We start from the raw sequence: 22,593 nt of genomic DNA, 5'->3' as shown, positions 1-22,593 counted from the left end.
TCCGGCGACGGCGAGCGCGACTGCGTGTGCTCGGCGTCGGCCGACGCCGAGGACGAGGCGGGCGAGGAGGCGGCGGGGGACGCGGCGGCCCGGCGCGGCGGCTCCGGTAAACCGCCGGGGGCCGCGGAGGCCTGCGGGGCATGCCGCAGCGCCCCGCGGGGATCGGCGGGGCGGGCCGCTGGTCCGTGGCGGCCTTCGGGCGAGCCTGGGTAAGAGGCTGAGTGCTCCGTCACGCGTGTCGAATCCGTCCGTCCGGGGCTGCGCGCCGTACTACTCGCCGGTGCGCCGGCAGTCGATGAACAGCTGGTGCTCGGGTGGGGCGTCGGTGCTCGCGGGAGCGTACGCGTACGTCTCCTCCCCGGTGATCTCGAAGCCCGCGTCCCGCACGATCTGGTGCAGCTCGTCCCGCAGATACCCGGAAACCCGGATGGTATGACCGAGGAACGGGATCTCGGTGTCGTCCAGGTCCGCCTCGACCATGGACAGGGCGAGCCGTCCGCCGGGCCGCAGCAGCGAGCGCAGCAGCCGCAGCGCGCCGGGGATCTCGGCCCGCGGCAGCATGAGCAGGGTGAAGAAGCAGGTGACGCCGTCGAACGGGCCGAGCGCGTCCGGGCCTTCGGCGGTGAGCGTCGTCAGGTCGGCCTGCCGGAACTCGGCCTTCGGCACCTGCTTGCGGGCCAGGTCCAGCATGCCCTCGGACAGGTCGACCCCGACCACCGCGTGTCCCGCGTCCACCAGCTGGCGGGCGGTCGGCACCCCGGTGCCGCAGCCCACGTCCAGGACCCGGGCCCCGGGCTCGAGACGGGTCAGCAACCGCTCCACCGCGGCCAGTTGGCCGTCCTTGTGCGGGAACGCCTCGTCGTACCGGCCGCCGATCGCGTCGAACGCCGCGGCCTGGCCCGACCGGTCGGTCGCGCCCCCCGTGTACCCCTCGCCCGCTCCACTGCTCGCACCCACGGTCCCGCCGCCCCTCGATGACCTCGTCGACATCGTGTCAGACCTGCCGCGCACAGGAGGAGTTGCCGTCGAAGGTGCTCCCCGTACCGCTCCCCGTGCCGCGCCGCGCTCTTGCGGAGGACGATCCTACGTTTCCTCCCCGGGGGCGCATCAAGGGTCTCATGACGACACGTGCGCGGGCGTACGGTCCCAGTCCGCCGGAAGGGCGGGAACCGGCCACGCCGGATCGGGCCGCCAGGCGGGCCAGTCGTCCGGGAACGGACGCCCCCACGCCTCGATGACGCCGACCGCGCGGCGCCCCGCCTCCCGTACGGACGCGGCCTGTTCCGCGCTCATCAGGCCGACCGCGCGCGCCTGCGCGAACTCGTCCTCGTCGTGCCAGCGCCAGCTGCGGTCCGGGTACACCGACAGGTCCAGGTAGTGGTCCTCGGAGTCGACCCCGCCCGACCAGCGGGTGCGGGGCTGCTCCAGGTTCACGTACCAGTTGCGGAAGCGCCAGCCCTGCTCCCAGAACAGCCACACCGACCACGGTTCGTCCGGCCGGGCCAGCTTGAGCACGCCGGTGCCGAGCCACCGGTCGCGCTCCAGCCGGCGCGGCTTCGTGTAGCGGGTGGCGAGCGGCTCGCGGTGCAGCGGCGTGCCGTCCGCCAGGACCGGCTTCACGCACTCCGTGCCGGGCGCCAGCCACACCGCGAGGAGCTCGGCCGAGTCCTCCACGACGGTGACCGGGCGGCAGATGTGGAAGCCGTCCCCGCCGTTGGCGCGATAGCGCCACAGGATCCGCTCTCCGGGCGCCCAGCGCCCCGTGTCCGTCCGGCCGTCGTCGTTCATGGGCAGATATTAGGTGCCCGGGGCACAGGACGCTGCGGCAGGCGTCACGATCACGTCACCGCGTCGGACGCCCGTCGCCGCCCGGTCAGGGGCGGGTCATCCGCAGGACGTCCAACGCCTCGTCGAGCTGCTCGACGGTCAGGTCGCCGCGCTCCACGTACCCGCCCTCCAGCACGACCTCGCGGATCGTCCTGCGCTGCGCCAGCGACGTCTTGGCGACCTTCGCGGCCTCCTCGTAGCCGATGTACTTGTTCAGCGGCGTGACCACGGAGGGCGAGGACTCGGCGTACTCGCGGGCCCGCTCGCGGTGGGCGGTGATGCCGTCGACGGTGCGGTCGGCGAGCAGCCGCGTGACGTTGGCGAGGAGGCGGACCGACTCCAGCACGTTCTTGCCGATGACGGGGAGCATCACGTTCAGCTCGAAGTTGCCCGCGGCGCCCGCCGTGGCGACCGTCGCGTCGTTGCCGATCACCTGCGCGGCGACCATCAGCGTCGCCTCGGGAATGACCGGATTCACCTTCCCCGGCATGATCGACGAGCCCGGCTGGAGGTCCGGCAGGCTGATCTCGGCCAGTCCGGTGCGCGGGCCCGACGCGGCCCAGCGCAGATCGTTGGCGATCTTGGTGAGGCCGACCGCGATGGTGCGCAGCTGGCCACTGGTCTCCACGATGCCGTCGCGCGCGCCCTGCGCCTCGAAGTGGTCACGGGCCTCGGTGAGCGGCAGCCCGGTGGTGCGGGCGACCTCGGCGATGACGGCGGCCGAGAACCCGGGCGGCGTGTTGATCCCGGTGCCCACGGCCGTGCCGCCGAGCGGCAGTTCGGCGAGCCGCGGCAGCGAGGAGCGCAGCCGCTCGACGCCGTAGCGGACCTGCGCCGCGTAGCCGCCGAACTCCTGGCCGAGCGTCACCGGCGTCGCGTCCATCAGATGGGTACGGCCCGCCTTGACGACGTCGGCGAACTCGGCGGCCTTGCGCTCCAGGGCGGCGGCCAGATGGTCGAGCGCCGGGATCAGGTCGTGGGTGACGGCGGCGGTCGCGGCGATGTGGATCGAGGAGGGGAACACGTCGTTCGACGACTGCGACGCGTTGACGTGGTCGTTGGGGTGCACGTCGCGGCCCAGGCGCTCGGTGGCGAGGGTGGCCAGGACCTCGTTCGTGTTCATGTTGGACGACGTGCCGGACCCCGTCTGGAAGACGTCGACGGGGAACTGGTCGTCCCAGCGGCCCGAGGCGACCTCGGCGGCGGCGTCCGCGATGGCGCCGGCCACGTCCGCGTCGAGGACGCCGAGATCCGCGTTGACCTTCGCCGCCGCGGCCTTGATCCGGGCCAGCGCCTCGATGTGGGCGCGCTCCAGGCGCTGCCCGGAGACCGGGAAGTTCTCCACGGCGCGCTGCGTCTGCGCCCGCCACTTGGCGTCGGCGGGCACCCGGACCTCGCCCATGGAATCGTGCTCGATGCGGTAGTCGCTCATACTCCGTACAGCAGAGGACCGGCCGCCGGTGTTCCCGGCGCAACGCCGGAGGGGCCCGGAAATCGGGCCCGTCCGGCGGGTACGCGCACCGTGGTCAGCCGAGACCGGGGCCGCGCACCGGGATGTGCGTGAACGTCGGCTCGGGCGCCGGATTCTGGAAGAAGTCGTTGCCCTTGTCGTCGACGACGACGAACGCCGGGAAGTCCTCGACCTCGATCCTCCAGACCGCCTCCATGCCGAGCTCCTCGTACTCGACGACCTCGACCTTCTTGATGCAGTCCTGCGCGAGGCGCGCGGCCGGGCCGCCGATCGAGCCCAGGTAGAAGCCGCCGTGCGCGTCACACGCGTCGGTGACCTGCTGGGAGCGGTTGCCCTTGGCGAGCATCACCTTGGAGCCGCCCGCCGCCTGGAACTGCTCGACGTAGCTGTCCATGCGTCCGGCGGTCGTCGGGCCGAAGGAGCCGGACGCGTACCCCTCGGGGGTCTTCGCCGGGCCCGCGTAGTACACCGGGTGGTCCTTCAGGTACTGCGGCATCTCCTCGCCCGCGTCGAGCCGCTCCTTGATCTTCGCGTGCGCGATGTCGCGGGCGACGACCAGCGGGCCGGTCAGCGAGAGCCGGGTCTTGACCGGGTGCCGGGTGAGCTCGGCGAGGATCGCGTCCATCGGCTGGTTCAGGTCGATGCTCACGACGTCGCCGTCGTCCAGGTGCTCGTCGGTCGTCTCGGGCAGGAAACGCGCCGGGTCCGTCTCCAGCTGCTCCAGGAAGACGCCCTCGGCGGTGATCTTCGCGGTGGCCTGGCGGTCCGCCGAGCAGGACACGGCGATGGCGACCGGGCAGGACGCCCCGTGCCGCGGCAGGCGCACCACGCGCACGTCGTGGCAGAAGTACTTGCCGCCGAACTGCGCGCCGATGCCGATCTTCTGCGTGAGCTCGAAGACCTTCTCCTCCAGCTCCTTGTCGCGGAAGCCGTGTCCGAGGGCGGAGCCCTCGGCGGGGATCTCGTCCAGGTAGTGCGCGGAGGCGTACTTCGCGGTCTTCAGGGCGAACTCGGCGGAGGTGCCGCCGACGACGATCGCGAGGTGGTACGGCGGGCAGGCGGCCGTACCGAGCGAACGGATCTTCTCCTCCAGGAACGTCATCATGGAGGCCTCGTTCAGGACGGCCTTCGTCTCCTGGTAGAGGAACGACTTGTTGGCCGAGCCGCCGCCCTTGGCCATGAAGAGGAACTTGTAGGCGCCGCCGTCCGTCGCGTACAGCTCGATCTGCGCGGGGAGGTTGGAGCCGGTGTTCTTCTCGTCCCACATGGTCAGCGGGGCCATCTGCGAGTAGCGCAGGTTGAGGTTCTGGTAGGCGTCGAAGATGCCCTTGGAGAGGGCCTTCTCGTCCTCGCCCTCGGTCAGCACGTTCTGCCCGCGCTTGCCCATGACGATCGCCGTGCCGGTGTCCTGGCACATCGGGAGCACGCCCGCCGCCGCGATGTTCGCGTTCTTCAGCAGGTCGAGCGCCACGAACTTGTCGTTGCCCGACGCCTCGGGGTCGTCGACGATGCGGCGCAGCTGCGCGAGGTGGGCCGGGCGCAGGTAGTGCTGGATGTCGTGGATCGCCTCTTCGGCGAGCTTGCGCAGCGCCTCCGGCTCGACCTTCAGGAACGTACGGCCGTCCGGCCCCTCGGCGGTGGTGACACCCTCCGCGGTGACCAGGCGGTACGGGGTGGTGTCCTCGCCCTGGGGGAGCAGATCGGTGTACGCGAACTCAGGCATCTCGCCCATTCCTCACTCGACAGACAGCAGCTGGCATCCGTTGGCAGCGGCAACCAGCGTAGAACCTGGTGACGCGGCCCGGCCTGTGAGGTAAGGCTCAGTTCGCACCGCCCCGCTGTCGCCTTGTGCCTCGCACCCTCTAGTCGCGATCTATCGCGTTTGGGTACGCTGCTGTCGTGGACCTTCAAAAGCGCCCCCAGCAGAGCACGCCCGCGGCCGAGCCCGCCGACCTGCGCGCGTCCGACGCCGACCGCGACCGGATCGCCGACATCCTGCGCGAGGCGCTCGCCGAGGGCCGCCTCGACGCGGACGAGCACGCGGAGCGGATCGACGGGGTCTACCGGGCCAAGACCGTGGGCGATCTCGAGCCGCTCGTGCGGGACCTGCCGGGCGCCCACACGGCCCGCCCGGACGCGGCCCGGGCCGCGGGCCCGGTGCAGCCCGACCCGCTGCCGCCGGTCCCGGAGGAGAACCTGGTGGCGGTGTTCAGCGCCACCACCCGCAAGGGCCGCTGGCGCGTGGGCCGCCGCACGCACGCGTACGCGGTCTTCGGGAACATCGAGATCGACCTGAGCGAGGCGATCTTCGAGCACCGGCAGGTCTACATCAAGGCCGTCTCGGTCTTCGGCAACGTGGAGATCCGCGTCCCGGAGAACGTGACGCTCCACGGCAGCGGCGGCGGCGTCCTCGGCAACTTCGAGGTCGACACGCTGGAGGCGGTGGACTCCGACGCGCCCGTCGTCCACATCGACGGCGTCGCCGTCCTCGGCAACATCGAGGCGAAGCCGAAGCGCGGCAAGCTCGTCGCGGATCTCCACAAGTACGTGGGCCGCTCCGTCTCCCGGCACCTGCGCAAACACCTCGACTGACCCGCGCGTCCCGGCCGGCCCGGCCCGAACTCCCGTGTGCGCTGGGGAACTTCCGTGCTTCGGAACTCAGTGCATAGGCGCCGACACAGCGGGTAGAGCTTGCTGCATCGCCTCACGCTCGCGCAAGCCGTCGTAAGCCGTCGTCAGGAGTAGACCGTGCTGCATCCGCCGCGCCAGTCCCTGCAGGTCGCCGCCGTTCCCAGCCAGCGCGTGCCCGTCAGGGACCGGGACCAGGACGAGCCCTGGCACACGGAGGCCGTGTGCAGGCGCGACGAGGCGGGCCTGTTCTTCGCGCCGTCCAAGGAGCCCACCGCGGCCCGGCTGTCCCGCGAGGACGCCGCCAAGCGGGTCTGCGCCCGCTGCCCGGTGATGGTCGAGTGCCGCGAGCACGCGCTGCTCCAGCCCGAGCCCTACGGGGTGTGGGGCGGGCTCACCGCGGCCGAGCGCCGGGTCGTGCTCGCCCGGCGCCGCCGCCGCGAGATGGAGCTCAAGCAGACGGCCAGGACCGTGGCGGCGGCCGGCTGACGACCCCGGCCCCCCACATCCACGCACACGCACTGCACACGCACACGCACCGACAGGGCGCCCCGCATCGCGGGGCGCCCTGTCGGCTGCCGTGTCCGCCCGGGGTCCGCCGGGCGGCCTTGCTACTTCGCGTTCTCGAAGTCGATCGCGCTGTACGCCCGCAGCTTGCGCAGCCGGTGCGTGGAGTCGATCTGCCGGATCGTGCCCGACTTCGAGCGCATCACCAGGGACGAGGTGGTGGCGGTCTGCGAGCGGTAGCGCACCCCGCGCAGCAGCTCGCCGTCGGTGATGCCGGTCGCGACGAAGAACACGTTCTCCCCGGAGACCAGGTCGTTCGTCGACAGGACGCGGTCCAGGTCGTGCCCGGCGTCCAGCGCCTTCTGCCGCTCCGCGTCGTCCTTGGGCCACAGCTTGCCCTGGATCACGCCGCCCAGGCACTTGATGGCGCAGGCCGAGATGATGCCCTCGGGGGTGCCGCCGATGCCGAGCAGCAGGTCGACGCCGCTGTCCTCGCGCACGGCGAGGATCGACCCGGCCACGTCGCCGTCCGAGATCAGCTTGATCCGGGCGCCGGTCTCCCGGATCTCCTTGATGATGCCCTCGTGGCGCGGCCGGTCCAGGATGACCACGGTGACGTCCTGCGGCGTGACGCCCTTCGCCTTGGCGACCCGGCGGATGTTCACCGACACCGGCGCGTTGATGTCCACGTAGTCGGCGGCCTCGGGGCCGGTCACCAGCTTGTCCATGTAGAACACGGCCGACGGGTCGAACATGGTCCCGCGGTCGGCGGCGGCCAGCACGGCGATCGCGTTGGGCATGCCCTTCGCGCACAGGCTCGTGCCGTCGATCGGGTCGACGGCGATGTCGCACTCGGCGCCCGTCCCGTCCCCGATCCGCTCGCCGTTGAACAGCATCGGCGCTTCGTCCTTCTCGCCCTCGCCGATGACGACCACGCCGTTCATGGACACGGTCGAGACGAGGGCGCGCATGGCCCGCACGGCCGCGCCGTCCGCCCCGTTCTTGTCACCGCGGCCGACCCAGCGGCCGGCGGCCATGGCGGCCGCCTCGGTGACCCGGACGAGCTCCAGGGCGAGGTTGCGGTCCGGGGCCTCGGAGGGGACCTCGAGTTCGGACGGGAGCTGGTGATGCTCGGTCATCGAGACGCACCTTTCTGTTCCGGCTTTTTGGGCGTTTCACCGGGATACGACGACGGCCGGATGAGGGTTGACGGCCCCGACTCTATCGCCAGTCCGACAATCTGAGCAGACCGCCCCACGGATGAGCGGCTCGCCGCGTGCCGGAACGCACCGTTCCGGACCTCCTGACGGAGATCGTCCGGCGACCTGCGACGATGGGGCGCGTGGCAGGAAGAAATGGCAAGAAGACGGTCGGCAGCCTGGTTCTCTCGCTCGGCGTCTGCGTCGTGGCGGCCGGAACCGCCTACGTGTTCATCCCGCACGACGACACGAAGCAGTCGTCGGTCAAGCGGGTGGACTACAGCGTCGAGCTGCTGAAGAACCACGACGACGCGCTCGCCATCGGCAAGGGCGGCCACGAGGTCTTCAAGCGCCTCGCCGGTCTCGCCGTACCGACGTTCGCGTACTACAACGGTGCCGCGATGGGCGGTGGCGTCGAGGTCGGTCTGCACTGCTCGTACCGCACCGTCTCCAAGGCGCTGCCCGCGTTCTCGCTGCCCGAGGTCTTCCTCGGCCTGGTCCCCGGGTGGGGCGGCTGCGCCCTGCTGCCGAACCTGATCGGCGCCGACAAGGCCGTCTCGGTCATCATCGAGAACAGCCTCAACCAGAACAAGCAGCTCAAGGGCAAGCAGGTCTTCGAACTCGGGATCGCCGACGCGCTCTTCGAGGGCGCCGACTTCCTCGAGCAGTCGCTGATCTGGACCGCCCAGGTGCTGAAGGGCGACGTCAAGGTCGAGCGCCCGGACGTCGACCGCGGCGAGGCCTGGGACCAGGCCGTCGCGCGCGGCACCGCCATCGCCGACTCCAAGGTGCACGGCGCGGCCCCGGCCGCCTACCGCGCGCTCGACATCATCGCGGCCGCCAAGTCCGGTGACCTCCAGGCCGGTTTCGACGCCGAGGACAAGGCGCTCGCCGACCTCATCATGGGCGGCGAACTGCGCGCCGGCATCTACTCGTTCAACCTGGTGCAGAAGCGCGGCAAGCGTCCCGCCGGCGCCCCGGACAAGAACCTGGCGCGCCCGGTCTCCAAGGTCGGCGTCGTCGGCGCCGGTCTGATGGCCTCGCAGCTCGCCCTGCTCTTCCTGCGCCGCCTCGAGGTGCCGGTCGTCCTGACCGACATCGACCAGGAGCGCGTCGACAAGGGTGTGGGCTACGTCCACGCCGAGATCGACAAGCTGCTCGGCAAGCGCCGCATCAACCAGGACAAGGCCAACCGCCTGAAGGCCCTGGTCTCCGGCGTCCTCGACAAGGCGGAGGGCTTCTCCGACGCCGACTTCATCATCGAGGCCGTCTTCGAGGAGATCGGCGTCAAGCAGCAGGTGTTCGCCGAGGTCGAGGCCGTCGCCCCGGCGCACGCGATCCTCGCCACGAACACCTCGTCCCTCTCGGTCACCGAGATGGCGTCGAAGCTGAAGCACCCCGAGCGGGTCGTCGGCTTCCACTTCTTCAACCCGGTCGCGATCCTCCCGCTCCTGGAGATCGTGCGCGGCGAACGGACGGACGACGCGGCGCTCGCCACGGCGTTCGGCGTCGCCAAGAAGCTGAAGAAGACCGCGGTGCTCGTGAAGGACGCCCCGGCGTTCGTCGTGAACCGCATCCTGACCCGCTTCATGGGCGAGATCCAGAACGTCATCGACGAGGGCACGCCGGTCGAGGTGGCGGAGAAGGCGGTGGAGCCCCTGGGCCTGCCGATGTCCCCGCTCGTCCTCCTCGAGCTGGTCGGTCCCGCCATCGGTCTGCACGTCTCGGAGACCCTGAACCGCGCCTTCCCGGAGCGCTTCACCGTCTCGCCGAACCTGGCGGCCGTCGTCAAGGCCGGCAAGCGCGGCTTCTACGTCTACTCCGCCGAGAACGACTTCAAGCCGGAGCTGGACCCCGAGGTCGCCGCGCTCCTGAAGCAGGGCGATGTCGTCCTGACCGAGGAGCAGGTCCGCGACCGCGTGCTCGACGCCGTCGCCCAGGAGATCGGGCTCATGCTCGACGAGGGTGTCGTCGCCGAGGCGCAGGACATCGACCTGTGCCTGATCACGGGTGCGGGCTGGCCCTTCCACCTGGGTGGCATCACCCCGTACCTGGACCGTGAGGGCGTCTCCGAGCGGGTCACCGGGAAGCGGTTCCTGGAGGCCGGGGTCGCGAGCGTGCCGGCGTAGTTCCGATGCGGGTCGCGCCTGACCGTCGGGTCGGCTGAGGGGCGCGGGCGACTGCGGATCAGTGGTGGCTGATCACGCAGTTCCCCGCGCCCCTTTCTGCGCTCGGCCCAACCGGCGCCCGATCGCGCCCACGCGGCGCAGCCGCCGAAAGACACAGCCCCGCGCCCCTTTCCGCGCTCGGCCCACCCCGCGCCCGATCGCGCCCACGCGGCGCAGCCGCCGAAAGACACAGCCCCGCGCCCCTTTCCGCGCTCGGCCCACCCGGCTACAGATCGCGCCCACGCGGCGCAGCCGCCGGAAGGCGCAGCCTTGCGTCCGGCAGGGGCTACGGGATCGGGCGCCAGGCCTCCAGGGCCAGGCCCGGTTCGTTCTTGCGGCGGGTCAGGGCCAGCCGGGGCGGGGCTCCGGGGGTGTACGTGGCCGCGACGACCCGCCCGTTCGCGTCCTCCGCGAGGGCGATCTGCGTGTCCGGCGGCAGCGCGGGGCCCGACTCGGTCCACCAGGCGCCGGCCGACTCCAGCTCGGTCGGGTACGCGGCGAACGCGACCCGTCCGCTGTCCGCGCGCTGGGCGAGCAGGGTGCAGTCCACGTCGTCCAGACGGCAGCGGATCGCGGCGACCGGTCCGGGCCCCGCCGCGTTCATCAGCCGGACGGGGTCGGCCTCGCCGCGCCACGCGTACAGGCCGCCGTCCTCGTCGGTGTAGAAGAGCGTGGTGTGCTCGGCGGAGGTGGCGAGGGCGCGCAGGGTGTCCGGGCGCGGGTTCGCGGGCAGCGGCTTGTCGTCGGGCACGAGCGCCGTGCCGGCCGACTGCTGACGACGGCGCAGGATGCCGTCGGGCGTGGCCGCGTAGACGCTGATGAGGCCGGACTCGTCGGCCACCGCGGCGAGTTCACCGCGCACCCCGGTCCCGGCGAGGTCCCGCCAGGGGGCCCAGCCGCCCTTCTCCCGCTGGGCTCGCATGCTGATGCCGCCGCCCTTGTTGCGGACGAAGACATGGGCGCGGCCCTGCGCGTCGACGGCGACGGCGGGCGGGCCCGTGCGGTCGCCGGTCTTGTTCGGGTGGCCGATCGGGGTCCAGTCGAGGGCCGACAGGTGCGGCTGGAAGTGCGTGGAGTGGACGAGCCCCGACTCACCGGGAACGGTGGGCCGCCAGGACGCGAGATGCACGTAACCACCGGGCCCCTGAGCCAGCCCGAGCACCGGATGCAGCCGCTGCTCGCCGCCGACCGTCGCGGACTCGCTCCAGGGCCCGTCCGGGCTCAGCTCGGTGCGCCGCACGACCGCGTCACCACCGGGGGCGAACCCGTAGGAGCAGAGCCTGCCGTCACGCGCGCGTATCAGCCAGTCGCCGTTCACACAAACACCATATGCGGGAGCGGACCACCACCGGCGCCCGCCCCCGGTGGTTCACAGGCGCTTGGCGCTGCGCAGCGTCTTGGCGTAGTAGCCGTTTCCGTCGAGGCGGGAGGTGCCGCCCTTGTCGCCGATCGTGGGGCCGTTGACCTCTTCACGGCTGGACACGAAGATCATGTGGCCGTCGGTGTCGTGGCCCATGTACATGCCGACATGGTCGAGGCGCTGTCCTGTGCGCTGGTCCAGCTTGAAGAAGACCAGGTCACCCGGTTGCAGGACATCGATCGAGGTCGGCCGGTCGGAGGCGGAGACGCCCTTGAGCGGGATGATGTCGGTGCCCGCCTCGGAGCGGGCCATGCCGTTGGCCGTACGGGGCAGGCCGTCGCCCGACTTGTCCGAGGACATCAGGGGGTAGCGCGCCCGGTAGCCCCAGATGAGGCGCTGGAAGCCGGAGCAGTCGACAGAGCGGGCCCGGCGCGACTCGGGAGTCTGGGTGGTGCCGTCCCGGAACGTGTACGGGATGCCCAGGTAGTCGTAGAAGTCGGAGAGCTCGTCCCGCAAGTCGTTGCCCTCTGAGCCGTTCGGGTTGATCGGTCCGAAGTTGGCGTCACCGGCGTACGCGATGCCCTCGTCGTCCTTCTTGACCGGGGCGCCCTCGACGTACTGGAACGCGTACGCGAAAAGGTCGTCCTCCTCCGAGCCGTAGAACTCCTTGAACCAGTCCGTGAACCACTTCTCCTTCTCGGAACCCTTGCGCCACGTCTCGGGCATCAGCCGCACCCAGTCCTCGGTCACGACCCGCGACTTGGTGCTGGCGGGCTCCGTGAAGGTACGCGAGGGGCCCTTGAGGGTGGCGGTGCGGGCACCGTCGGTGAACATGGCGAGGACCTGGCCGCTCTCGCCGCGCAGGACGGACCGCTCGGGGTTCTTCAGGCGCTCCCAGGTCTGCTTGCCACCCTTCTGCCCGGTGCTGGACTCCAGCATCGGCGAGTCGGTGACGGCCTGGACCGCGGGCGCCTTCTCCTGCTCGTCCTTCTTCAGCTCGACGGTGAGATAGCCGCTGGCGCCGAGCAGGGCGAGCACGGTGACGGCGTGCAGGACGGGGCGCTTCTTCTTGGGAGGCATGGGAGTCTGCTCCGGTCAAAAGGGTCGGCGGTCAGGCGGACGGCATGAAGCCGAGGAGGATGGCCGCGGTCAGGACGACGTACGCCATGAGCGTCACGGAGCCGGTCGCGAGCAGGGTGGGCCCCTTGGGCTGGCGCACCAGCTGGTAGCCGATGAGGCCCGGGACGATGAAGCCGAGTGTCTGGTTCGCGTACATGAGCGGGAACTCCAGGGAGAGCACGATCATGACGGTGGCCTGGAGCGTGACGCCGAGCAGGACGACGGCGGCGAAGAGCCGCTTGCCGTAGAGGATCACGTACTTCTGCATCAGCAGGGTGCCGGCGTAGGTGAGGACGGTGACGCCGACGACCATCGCGGCGCGCTGCAGGTCCTCGACGAGGGTCAGGGCCAGCCAGCCGGGGGTGATCATGCCGCCGGGCGACAGGTTCGTCGTCAGGTAGCAGACCAGGGAGAACAGCAGCCCGATGGCGATACCCACCGCGGCGATCTCGGGGGTGAGGACGGAGGGGATCAACGGTGCTGCTCTCCTGCGGGGTCGTGCCACGGGTCGTAGTCGTCGGCGGTCGGGGTGGGCGGTACGACGGGCTCGAACAGGCCGCGCGGGGCGTCCTGTCCTGCGGCCCGTGCCGGGGGTGTGACGTGCGGAAACGGCTGCTGCCGCGGCGGTTGCGGGTACGGGGTGCGGGCGTCGCGCTGGACCGGGACGGCCTGCGGCGACGTGTACCGCTCCTCGTACGCCGGCGAGTACTGCTGGTACGGGTCGATGCGCGGTGCGTACAGCTGGACGGTCTCGACGTGCTCGCGCGGCCCGAGGGCGGACCGGTCCGGGTGCTCAGGGCCGGCCGGGGTCGCTTGTGCCGTGCCGCCCTGCGTCTGGTCCGGCGTCTCGTCCGCGGGCAGCTCGGCGAGGTACTCCAGGAGGTGTTCGCCCTGGCCGTGGATGTTGCCGATGGCGACGAGCGAGGAGTCCGGGCCGAGCCGGCCCAGCAGCTGTCCCATGAACTCCTCGGGGTCGCGCCGGTCGCCGCCCAGGTCGACGGCGCGGTCGCGGTAGGCGGCCGGGATCGCGTCGATGGCCGACTTGGCGGGATGCCCGATGACGAAGACGTGCTCGGGGTCGAGGCCGGGGATGATCTCGCCCATCTGCCCGTTGCGCTCGACGCGGTCGGGCCGGCAGTTGATGACCACGCTGAGCGGCCGGTGGACGGCGCCGAGGTCGAGCAGCTGGTTGATGTTCATCAGCGTCGACTCGGGGTCGTTGGCCGCGAAGACGTTCGCGAAGCGGAGCTTCTTGTCGTCCGGCGTGAGGTACCGCTCGACGGAGAGGACACCGGGGTCCGGCGGGGCGTCGTACATGCCCTGGAGCGCGGTGGCCCGGTCGACGCCGAGGAGGTCGGCGACGACGAGGGCGATGGCGACGTTCTCCTTGAACGTGAACCAGCTGAAGCCGCGCAGCTCCTCGTCCGTGACCATCTCCGGGTCCGCGTAGACGAGCTCGCAGTTCCGTGCGTCGGCCTCCTCCTGGAGGATGTGGAACCGGTCGACCTCGGCGGTGACGCAGATGCCGTTCTCGGGCATGGAGCGGCACAGGGAGCGGGCGACGTCGTCGAGGGTGGGGCCCATCTCGGCGAGGTGGTCCTCACGGACGTTGCAGAGCACGCCGATCGTGGAGCGGATCAGCTTGGACTGGTTGATCTCCTGGAGCGCCGGCATGACCGCCATGCACTCGATGACGAGCGCGTCGGGGTGGTAGGCGGCGGCCCGGCGCACGATGCCGATCTGCTCGACGACGTTGGCGATGCCGAACTTCCGGTAGACGGGCTCCTCGGTGGCGTCCGGGTGGATGAAGCGGGCGGCGGTGCCGGTGGTCTTGGCGACCGTGGTGAGGTCGCCGCCGCGCAGGGCGCCGGCGCACAGCCTGGTGATGGAGGACTTGCCGCGGATGCCGTTGACGAGCACGCGGGTCGGGATGTGGTCGAGGTTGACGTAGTGCCGCCGCTGTTCGATCACTCCGGCGATCAGCAGGACGGCTCCGCACACCACGAGCACGGTGTAGAGGAAGAGCACGGTGGTTACTGGTTCCTTCCGGCTCCGGCGGTGGCGCTCGGCGCGCCGCCCTGCCGTCGCTGCTGATGCCGTTGTCCCTGGAGCTGCTGCCGTACGAGTTCGAGGCTGCGCGCGACGGCGCCGACCTCGTCGTGGTGGCGCGGGTACAGCACGGTCCTGCGGTCGCCGCCCGCGAGGGCCTCGGCCTGGCGGGCGAGTTCGCGCAGCGGGCGCACCACGACGATGTGCAGCCAGCCGAGGCAGGCGGCCGCCGCGGTGATGCCGAGGAGCCCGGCGAGGACGGTGCGGTTCTGGTACTGATACGCGGGGATGGCCAGCCCGGAGGCGGGCTGCCAGCTCACGACGGTCCAGTTCAGCTCCTTGGCCGCACCGCCTCCGGCGAACGGGGCGGCTCCGGCGAGCTGGACGGCGGCGCCGTCGCGGTACAGGACGCCGCTGGGCTTGGCGGCCATACCGACCTTCTGGTTGGTGGCGTCGGCCAGTTCGTCGATGCGGCCGGGCAGCTTCTGGAACTCCCGGTAGCCGGAGTTGCCCGCGATGACCTTGCGGTCGCTGTCGACGACGCGCACGGTGCCGAGCCCTGGCCGCTTGAGCAGCGAGTTCAGGAAGTCGACGCGGAACTCGCCCACGACGGCGGCGCCGTCGCGGCCCGGGATCTCGGCGGTGCCGATGATCACGGGCTTCTTGCCCGCGTCGTCGAGGACGCGCAGGGGTTTGTCGGACGGGCCCTTGCCGGAAGGGCTGTGCACGTCACCGCCGGAGCGGGCGACGACCTTGCCGTTCTCGTCGAGGACGTACAGCGCGTCGTAGCGGGGGTGCTCGGCCATGGTGCGGTCGAGCACCTCGGTGATCTGTCCCGGCTCGGTGCGGTCGCCGACGAGGGTGCCGACGGCGGTGAGGTCGGCGTGGCCCTCGTTGAGCGCGCGGCGGAGCCGGTCGGCGAGAGTGTCGGTGCGCTCGCGCTGGTCGCTGACCATCTGCTGCGGGACGGTGACGTCTCCGCCCGCCCGGTTCACGAAGAGGACCAGGGGGATGCACCACACGAGCAGCAGCGCTCCGCTGATCGCGACGAGGGAGCGCGCACCGAAGCGGCCCCGGGCCGCAGGCACATCGTCGTCCTGGCCGAGCAGCTGGCGGCGCAGCCGCTCGAGCGAGGTGCCGATGCGGGCGCCCTCGCCGAAGCGGGGCACGGTCACGGGGCGGGTGAGGTCCCCGCGGGTGAGCCGGCGGCTCTCGAGGAACAGCCGCACGATGGGGCGCTGCACGGTGCCCAGGAGCAGGGCGACCGTGAGGCCGCCGATGAGGAGCAGGGCTCCCGCAGCGAGCAGGCCGAAGGCGAGCGACGCGACGTGTACGCCCTCGTCCGTGATGTGGACGAGCGTGACCACGTTGAGCCCGAGCTCGCTGGCCGGGGTGAACTCGCCGGGCTGGGAACCGGTGAGCGAGGCGTAGCCGGCGAGCGCGCGGTCGCCCTGGACGGTGTCGCCGAGCAGGGAGCCGCTGACGCCGAGATAGCCGCCGGAGCCGGGCTCCTTGGTGGTCGACGGATCGCGGGACGCCTTGCGCGCGGCGGCCTTCGCGAAGTCGTCGAGCTGCTCGCGGGAGGCGGCGGACGCCTCCTTCACCGTGTCCGAGAGGATCTGCTCGGGGGCGAGGATGCCGTCGCTGCTCAGGACGGTGCCCTTCGCGTCGACGACCGCGATGGCACGGAACTTGCCGAGGCTGACGCCGGGGAACTTGAGGCTGCTCGTGGTGACGAGGAGCTCCTGCGGACGCCCCTCCCACGAGAGAAGCGCGAGGGTGAGCAGTCGGGTCTCGCCGTTGTCCAGACGGATCAGCCGGGGCCGCAGGCCGTCCTCGCGGGCGAGCTCGGAGCGGTCGATCGCGGTGACGGGAACGCTCTCGCCGCGCGCGGCGAGCAGCTTCCCCGACGTGATCTCCAGGACGGCCGAGCCGCGCCACTTCTGGTAGACGTTGCCGACCTTGTCGAGGACGGTGTCGGCGCTCACCGGGCGGCCGGCGCTGAACAGGCTCGCCGTCCGGTTCAGGTCGGTGATCGACTCGTCGAGCGAGGCGCGCAGGGCGACGGCGCCGTCCTCCGCGAAGTGCTGCTGCGATTGGAGCACCGCCTTGGGCACGGGTCCGTCACCGGAGCGCCCCATGGTCAGGGCGGTGATTCCGGCCAGGGCGAGCAGCAGGACCGACAGGAGTGCGATGGGCGGCCTGATGCCGCCGAGCAGGGACATGTCGGCCCGTCTGCGGACCTTGTGCCGTCGCTTCACCTGGGAAGCGGCCAACGGGGGGCTCCTCTCGTGCATGTCGGGTGTGCCGGGCTCCGTGCGACCCGCCCCCCGGGTGAGTCGCACAGGGATCCGCACTAGGCACACACGTGCGATCCAGTACCGTCCGACCGTGGCCGAGACCGGATGGTTGTACGTGTACGGGGCAATGTGATGCAGAGCACGGTTTGAGCCACATCTTCGTGATCCGTGGCGTTCGGGCCGTGCGCTCGGGTCAGGGCAGCGGATGCAGCGGCTTCAGGCCGTCCTGCCCGGCCCCGCGGTTGAGCAGGGTGCCCTCGGTGCGCTCGAACGCCAGCCGGTAGCGGGCCCGCTGCTGGGCGCTGAGCTTGTCGCCGTCGCGCAGCGCCGCGGCCACGTCCACCAGCCGATGGTCCTCGACCGACCCCTCGGGCACCGCGCCGGTCTCGTCCGGGTCCGGCGGGATCTCGATGAACGTCGGCACGTACTTGGCCTGCACGTCCCACTCGCCGCCATGCTCGGTGAATTCGAACCAGCCGGTGACGCCCTCCTCGGACAGCCCGCTGGGCACCTCGTGCCGCGCGATCTGATTGCCGAGCCCGTACGCGATCCAGGTGCCGTCGATCTTCTCCATCGGCTGGACGACATGTGCGTGGTGGCCGATGACCAGGTCGATTCCGGTCTCCTCGGCGATGCTGCGGGCCAGCCGCAGCTGGTTCGCGTTGGGCGTCGGCTGGTGCTCGCGCCCCCAGTGGATGCTGAGGATGACGACGTCGGCGCCGGCCGTGCGGGCGCGCCGCTCGGCCGCCTTGATCGACCGGAGCGAGGTCTGGTTGACGAGCCACGGCTTCTTCTCGGGGATCTCGTGGCCGTTGAAGCCGCCCGCGAAGGACAGCTGGGCCACCTTGACGCCCTTGACGTCGATGATGTTCGGCTTCGACGCCTCGGCCGCGCTGCGCGCCGAACCCGTGTGCTTGACGCCTGCCTTGTCCAGGGCGTTCAGCGTGTTGGTCACGCCGGTCGCCCCGTGGTCGAGGCTGTGGTTCGAGGCCGTCGAGCAGGTGTCGTAGCCGATGCTCTTGATCGTCGTGGTGATCTGCGGCGGCACGATGAAGGCGGGGAAGCTCTCGAAGGGACCCTTCGGGCTCGCCGACGCCACCGGCTCGAAGTGACATATGGCCAGGTCGGCTCTGCTGATCACCGGCTTCATCCCGGCCATGATCGGGTCGAAGTCGAGCCCCGCCTCACCGTTGCCGGTCGTCTTCGCGTCCTTGGCGGCCTGTTCGGTCAGCTCCGGGTGGATGAGGATGTCACCGGCCGCAGCGACGGTGAACGAACGGCCTTCCGCGGCAGCAGGCTTGCCGTCGTCCGAGCCGAACGGTCCGCAGGCCGCGGCGCCCGCGGCGAGAACGACGAGGGCCGCGCCGGATATGCCGAACCGGCCGCGACGGGAGGTGAGGATGGGGCGTCTGATCACCGGGCTATCTTTATACAACTATGACGGGCAACCGGACAAAGACGGTAACAATTGCAATAATCCTCGTCGTTGTCGTCTCCGTCGGCGTGATGTTCACCGCATTCACCCCCGGCCGCGACGATAGCGGGGGCCACGCGGACGCCGCGCGGTCCGACGGCCGGGAGAGGGTCGACCTGCTGGCGCGCGTGGCGCGGTACACCGCACCCTTCGACCCGGACTCGGGTTACCGGTCCCCCTCGTCCGACGACCGTGCGACGGTGGCCCGCGCCGTCGGACTGCTTGTCGAAGGGCACCGCGAGCAGGCTGAACAGGCACTGTCCGACGTGGATTTCACCCTCGGCACGGTCGTCGACGAGGCGGACGGAAGGCGCTACACGGAGATCGCCGATCGGTCCGACGAGGGCCCCGCCCCGCGCGGCTGGGGCCGCGTGTACGTCGCCGACGACGGCACGCCCGAGCGGCGACGCTGGATGGTCCAGGTTCCCCATCCCGTCGCCGACCGCCATACGGAGCGGGTCGGCGTCGGCGTCCTGCGCGGCACGCCGGGCGGCATTCTGTTGATTGCAGGCGCGCATCGCAAAGCAGGCAGGGGGAACGCGTCGGACGTGGCCCACCGCAGAGACACCGTGTTCGACGCCGTCGCGGACGAGCTCGTCAGGCGTTCGCTTCCCGCCGTGCAGGTGCACGGCTTCGCCGACGCGTCCGCCCGTCACGACGTCGTCGCCTCGACGGGACGCGGCTCAGTCGCCCGCGGCGAGGGCCGCGACCTCGCCGACGCCCTGCGCGACGACGGGTTCGCGGTGTGCCGAGCCTGGGCCCGCTCCTGTCCGCTGGAGGGCCGCTCCAACGTCCAGGGCCGCGCGGCCTCCCGGCAGCGCGTACCGTTCCTGCACGTGGAGCTCAGCAACCGCATCCGGACCGACGCGGGGCGCACCGACCGGGTCGTGGCCGCCTTCGGCCGGGTGACGGACCGTTGGCGGAAGGGCGGGCGGGGATGACGGGGACGACCACCGTGGTGGTGGACGGGGCCAATGTCGTCGGGTCGGTGCCCGACGGCTGGTGGCGGGACCGGCGCGGGGCGGCCGAGCGGCTGCGGGACCGGCTCGCCGCGCACGCGCAGGAGGGGTTCCCGGGGCTGCCGGGGCCGCTGGACCTCGTGCTCGTCGTGGAGGGCGCCGCGCGGGGCGTGGCGCCGGTGCCCGGGGTGCGGGTGGAGTCGGCGCCGGGCAGCGGCGACGATCTGATCGTGGAGCTCGCGCGGGCGGCCGCCGAGGCGGGCCGGGGACCGTGCGTGGTGGTCACGGCCGACCGGGAGCTGCGGGAGCGGGTGACCCGGCACGGCGCGCGGTGTGTGGGCCCGCGCGCCGTACGGGACGCCTCCTAGGAGCGTCCGGTGCGGCCCAGGGCCTCGCGGCCGAGGCGGCTGTGGTGGCGGCCGTAGAGGAAGTACACGACCATGCCGATCACCATCCAGATGCCGAAGCGCAGCCAGGTCTCGCCCGGCAGGTTGAGCATCAGCCACAGCGACGCGGCGATCGAGATCACCGGCAGGACCGGGACCCACGGGGTGCGGAAGGCCCGGGGCAGGTCGGGGCGGGAGCGGCGGAGCACGATCACGCCCACGGCGACGACCACGAACGCGAACAGGGTGCCGATGTTCACCAGGGTCGCGAGCTCGTTGATGCTGGTGAAGCCGGCCACGACGGCGATGATCGCGCCGAGCAGGATCGTCGGCCGGTACGGGGTCCTGAACTTCGGGTGGGTCTTGGAGAAGAACGTGGGCAGCAGCCCGTCCCGGCTCATCGCGAAGAACACGCGGGTCTGTCCGAGCAGCAGGATCAGACAGACCGTGGTGAGGCCGACGGCGGCGCCGAAACTGATGACGCCCGCGTAGAAGGGATGCCCGACGGCCTTGAACGCGTCGGCGAGCGGGGCGGTCACCGACAGCTCCGTGTACTTCTGCATGCCGGTGACGACCAGGGCGACGGCCACGTAGAGGATCGTGCAGATGAGCAGCGAGCCGAGGATGCCGCGGGGCATGTCGCGCTGCGGCAGCTTGGTCTCCTCGGCGGCGGTGGCGACCACGTCGAAGCCGATGAAGGCGAAGAAGACGATGGAGGCGGCGGTGAAGATGCCCATGAGGCCGAAGTTGGTGGCCTGGTAGCCGAACATCAGCTGGACCAGGGGCGCCGTCTCCCAGCCGCCGCCGCCCTCCGGGGTGACCGCCTTCGGGATGAACGGCTTGTAGTTGTCACCGACGACGAAGAAAAGACCGGCGACGATCACGATCATCACGACGGTCACCTTGATGGCGACGACCACGCTGGTGACGCGCGCGGAGAGCTTCATGCCGAGGACGAGGACCGCGGTGAGCACCAGGACGAGGATGAAGGCGAGGATGTCGAAGGTGCCGCCCGGTACGTCGGGCCCTTCCAGCGAGGCCGGTAGGTGCCAGCCGATGTTGTCCATCAGCGAGCGCACGTACCCGGACCAGCCGACCGCGACGACCGCGGTGCCGAGGGCGAACTCCAGGACGAGGTCCCAGCCGATGATCCAGGCCGGCAGTTCGCCGATCGACGCGTACGCGAACGTGTACGCCGATCCGGCGACCGGGACGGTGGAGGCGAACTCCGCGTAGCACAGGGCGGCGAGGGCGCAGACGATGCCCGCGGCGACGAAGGCCAGCGCGGTGGCCGGTCCCGCGTTCTCCTTCGCCACCTTGCCGGTGAGCACGAAGATGCCGGTGCCGATGACGACGCCGACGCCGAACACGGTGAGGTCCCACGCGGAGAGGGACTTGCGCAGGGCGTGCTCGGGCTCCTCGGTGTCCCGGATTGACTGCTCGACCGACTTGGTCCGGAACAGGGACCTGTTCCCGTTCCCGCGCGACTGGTGGTCGACGCTCATCGGCGTACCTCCGTACCCATGGCCGTACGCCCATGATTGGGGCATCCGGGCCGGGGCGCGCGCCGAGGTGCGGGGCATTCACACGATCGGGCCGGTCGGAGCCCCCTGGAGGGGTCCGGCCGGCCCGGTGGCGGTGCGTGCGAGTCAGTCCCGGGCGGGCTCCACGGCGGGGGCCGTCTCGCGCTCGTAGCGGCCGTCGAGCTTGGCGACGAGGCCGGTGACCTGGCGTGCGATGTCCGGGGCGGTCAGACCGATCTCGGCCATGATCTCCTTGCGGGAGGCGTGGTCGAGGAAGCGCGGCGGGATGCCGAAGTCGCGCAGCGGGACGTCGACGCCGGCGTCGCGCAGGGCCTGGGCGATCGCGGAGCCGACGCCGCCGGCGCGCGAGTTGTCCTCGACGGTGACGACGACGCGGTGGCGCTCGGCCAGCGGGGCGAGTGCCTCGTCGACCGGCTTGACCCAGCGGGGGTCGACGACGGTCGTGGTGATGCCCTGCTTGTCGAGCAGACCGGCGATCTCGAGGCACATCGGGGCGAGCGCGCCGACGGAGACGAGGAGGACGTCGGGCCGGTCGCTGCCGGGCTCGCGCAGGACGTCCATGCCGCCGACCGTGCCGACGGCCTCGACGGCGGGGCCGACGGCGCCCTTGGAGTAGCGCACGACGGTCGGCGCGTCGTCGACCTGGACGGCCTCGCGCAGCTGGGCGCGGACCTGGTCGGCGTCGCGCGGCGCGGCGATCCGGATGCCGGGGACGACCTGGAGGATCGACATGTCCCACATGCCGTTGTGCGAGGCGCCGTCGGTGCCGGTGATGCCGGCTCGGTCCAGGACGAAGGTGACGCCGCACTTGTGCAGGGCCACGTCCATGAGGAGCTGGTCGAAGGCGCGGTTGAGGAACGTCGCGTAGACGGCGAAGACCGGGTGCAGGCCGCCCGCGGCGAGGCCGGCCGCCGAGGTGGCGCCGTGCTGCTCGGCGATGCCGACGTCGTAGACCCGGTCGGGGAACGCGTCGGCGAACTTCTTCAGGCCGACCGGCTGGAGCATCGCGGCGGTGATCGCGACGATGTCCTCGCGCTCCTTGCCGAGCTGGACCATCTCGTCGCCGAACACGGAGGTCCAGTCGGCGCCGGAGGCCTTGATCGGCAGGCCGGTGTCGGGGTGGATGGGGCCGATGCCGTGGAAGCGGTCGGCCTCGTCCTGGAGGGCCGGGGTGTAGCCGCGACCCTTCTCGGTGAGGCAGTGCACGATCACGGGGCCGCCGAAGCGCTTGGCGCGGTTCAGCGCGGACTCCAGGGCCTCGATGTCGTGGCCGTCGATGGGGCCGACGTACTTGAGGCCGAGGTCCTCGAACATGCCCTGCGGCGAGATGAAGTCCTTGAGGCCCTTCTTGGCGCCGTGCAGGGTCTCGTAGAGCGGGCGGCCGACGACCGGGGTGCGCTCCAGGAGGTCCTTGCCGCGGGCCAGGAAGCGCTCGTAGCCGTTCGTGGTGCGCAGGGTGGCCAGGTGGTTGGCGAGGCCGCCGATGGTGGGCGCGTAGGAGCGCTCGTTGTCGTTGACGACGATGACGAGCGGGCGGTCCTTGGCGGCCGCGATGTTGTTCAGCGCCTCCCAGGCCATGCCGCCGGTCAGGGCGCCGTCCCC

Annotated in this window: 17 protein-coding genes and 1 pseudogene; 5 read left to right on the top strand and 13 right to left on the bottom strand. The window is 71.4% G+C overall.

The annotated features are described in order from the left end of the window. Positions 1–270: 270 nt before the first annotated feature. From GTW43_RS01115 to GTW43_RS01100, 4 genes are all read right to left on the bottom strand, one after another. Positions 271–990, bottom strand: coding sequence for a class I SAM-dependent methyltransferase (locus GTW43_RS01115; RefSeq protein WP_161299642.1), 720 nt, complete (start codon positions 988–990; stop codon positions 271–273). A 126-nt stretch (positions 991–1,116) separates the two neighbouring features. Then, a complete protein-coding gene (locus GTW43_RS01110; RefSeq protein ID WP_161299641.1) occupies positions 1,117–1,788 on the bottom strand; it encodes a DUF402 domain-containing protein in 672 nt (223 codons plus the stop codon). An 85-nt stretch (positions 1,789–1,873) separates the two neighbouring features. Beyond that, positions 1,874–3,259 (bottom strand): class II fumarate hydratase, encoded by a 1,386-nt coding sequence (locus tag GTW43_RS01105; protein ID WP_161299640.1) that lies wholly within the window; start codon positions 3,257–3,259, stop codon positions 1,874–1,876. 94 nt (positions 3,260–3,353) lie between these two features. Beyond that, a complete protein-coding gene (locus tag GTW43_RS01100) occupies positions 3,354–5,021 on the bottom strand; it encodes a fumarate hydratase (protein WP_161299639.1) in 1,668 nt (555 codons plus the stop codon). 176 nt (positions 5,022–5,197) lie between these two features. Between GTW43_RS01100 and GTW43_RS01095 the strand changes: the two genes are divergently transcribed. Next, positions 5,198–5,890 (top strand): DUF1707 and DUF2154 domain-containing protein, encoded by a 693-nt coding sequence (locus GTW43_RS01095; RefSeq protein WP_161299638.1) that lies wholly within the window; start codon positions 5,198–5,200, stop codon positions 5,888–5,890. A gap of 156 nt (positions 5,891–6,046) precedes the next feature. Continuing rightward, entirely contained in the window at positions 6,047–6,415 is a 369-nt protein-coding gene (locus tag GTW43_RS01090; RefSeq protein WP_161299637.1) for a WhiB family transcriptional regulator, read from the top strand. A 122-nt stretch (positions 6,416–6,537) separates the two neighbouring features. On the opposite strand, the gene glpX is transcribed toward GTW43_RS01090, so the two are convergent. Continuing rightward, entirely contained in the window at positions 6,538–7,572 is a 1,035-nt protein-coding gene (gene glpX, locus GTW43_RS01085; protein WP_161299636.1) for a class II fructose-bisphosphatase, read from the bottom strand. 344 nt (positions 7,573–7,916) lie between these two features. On the opposite strand from glpX, the pseudogene GTW43_RS01080 reads away from it, so the two are divergent. After that, positions 7,917–9,761 (top strand): annotated as a pseudogene (locus tag GTW43_RS01080) (3-hydroxyacyl-CoA dehydrogenase NAD-binding domain-containing protein); the annotation flags it as partial. 325 nt (positions 9,762–10,086) lie between these two features. Here the strand turns inward: GTW43_RS01080 and GTW43_RS01075 are convergent. The 6 genes from GTW43_RS01075 to GTW43_RS01050 form a co-directional block, all read right to left on the bottom strand. Next, entirely contained in the window at positions 10,087–11,118 is a 1,032-nt protein-coding gene (locus GTW43_RS01075) for a hypothetical protein (RefSeq protein ID WP_161299550.1), read from the bottom strand. A gap of 51 nt (positions 11,119–11,169) precedes the next feature. After that, positions 11,170–12,240: an NlpC/P60 family protein gene (locus tag GTW43_RS01070; protein ID WP_161299549.1), complete on the bottom strand. Its 1,071-nt coding sequence runs from the start codon at positions 12,238–12,240 to the stop codon at positions 11,170–11,172. Positions 12,241–12,271: 31 nt separating this feature from the next. After that, positions 12,272–12,754 carry a poly-gamma-glutamate biosynthesis protein PgsC/CapC gene (locus GTW43_RS01065; protein ID WP_161299548.1) on the bottom strand — a complete coding sequence of 161 codons (483 nt, stop codon included), beginning with the start codon at positions 12,752–12,754 and terminating at the stop codon, positions 12,272–12,274. Further along, positions 12,751–14,307, bottom strand: a complete 1,557-nt coding sequence (gene pgsB / locus GTW43_RS01060) for a poly-gamma-glutamate synthase PgsB (protein ID WP_161299547.1) — start codon at positions 14,305–14,307, stop codon at positions 12,751–12,753. Before pgsB ends, GTW43_RS01065 begins: the two co-directional genes overlap by 4 nt. A gap of 5 nt (positions 14,308–14,312) precedes the next feature. Further along, a complete protein-coding gene (locus tag GTW43_RS01055; RefSeq protein WP_161299554.1) occupies positions 14,313–16,553 on the bottom strand; it encodes a cache and HAMP domain-containing protein in 2,241 nt (746 codons plus the stop codon). A gap of 268 nt (positions 16,554–16,821) precedes the next feature. Next, complete coding sequence (locus tag GTW43_RS01050; protein WP_343245848.1) at positions 16,822–18,042, bottom strand: CapA family protein; 1,221 nt, start codon at positions 18,040–18,042, stop codon at positions 16,822–16,824. A gap of 23 nt (positions 18,043–18,065) precedes the next feature. Between GTW43_RS01050 and GTW43_RS01045 the strand changes: the two genes are divergently transcribed. Both GTW43_RS01045 and GTW43_RS01040 read left to right on the top strand, forming a co-directional pair. After that, the gene (locus GTW43_RS01045; protein ID WP_161299546.1) at positions 18,066–19,043 is read left to right on the top strand and encodes a hypothetical protein; all 978 of its coding nucleotides are present in this window, start codon (positions 18,066–18,068) and stop codon (positions 19,041–19,043) included. Then, positions 19,040–19,429, top strand: coding sequence for an NTP pyrophosphohydrolase (locus GTW43_RS01040; RefSeq protein ID WP_161299545.1), 390 nt, complete (start codon positions 19,040–19,042; stop codon positions 19,427–19,429). Before GTW43_RS01045 ends, GTW43_RS01040 begins: the two co-directional genes overlap by 4 nt. Here the strand turns inward: GTW43_RS01040 and GTW43_RS01035 are convergent. Together GTW43_RS01035 and GTW43_RS01030 are read right to left on the bottom strand one after the other, a co-directional pair. Next, positions 19,426–20,952 (bottom strand): amino acid permease, encoded by a 1,527-nt coding sequence (locus GTW43_RS01035; protein WP_161299544.1) that lies wholly within the window; start codon positions 20,950–20,952, stop codon positions 19,426–19,428. The two genes, GTW43_RS01040 and GTW43_RS01035, sit on opposite strands and share 4 nt — an antisense overlap. Positions 20,953–21,096: 144 nt before the next feature. Beyond that, on the bottom strand, positions 21,097–22,593 hold a 1,497-nt coding region (locus GTW43_RS01030; protein ID WP_161299543.1), incomplete at its 5' end, for a 1-deoxy-D-xylulose-5-phosphate synthase N-terminal domain-containing protein.

It is taken from the genome of Streptomyces sp. SID5785 (genome assembly GCF_009870065.1).
Lineage (GTDB): Bacteria > Actinomycetota > Actinomycetes > Streptomycetales > Streptomycetaceae > Streptomyces.
This window is presented reverse-complemented; position numbering and strand designations above follow the sequence as displayed.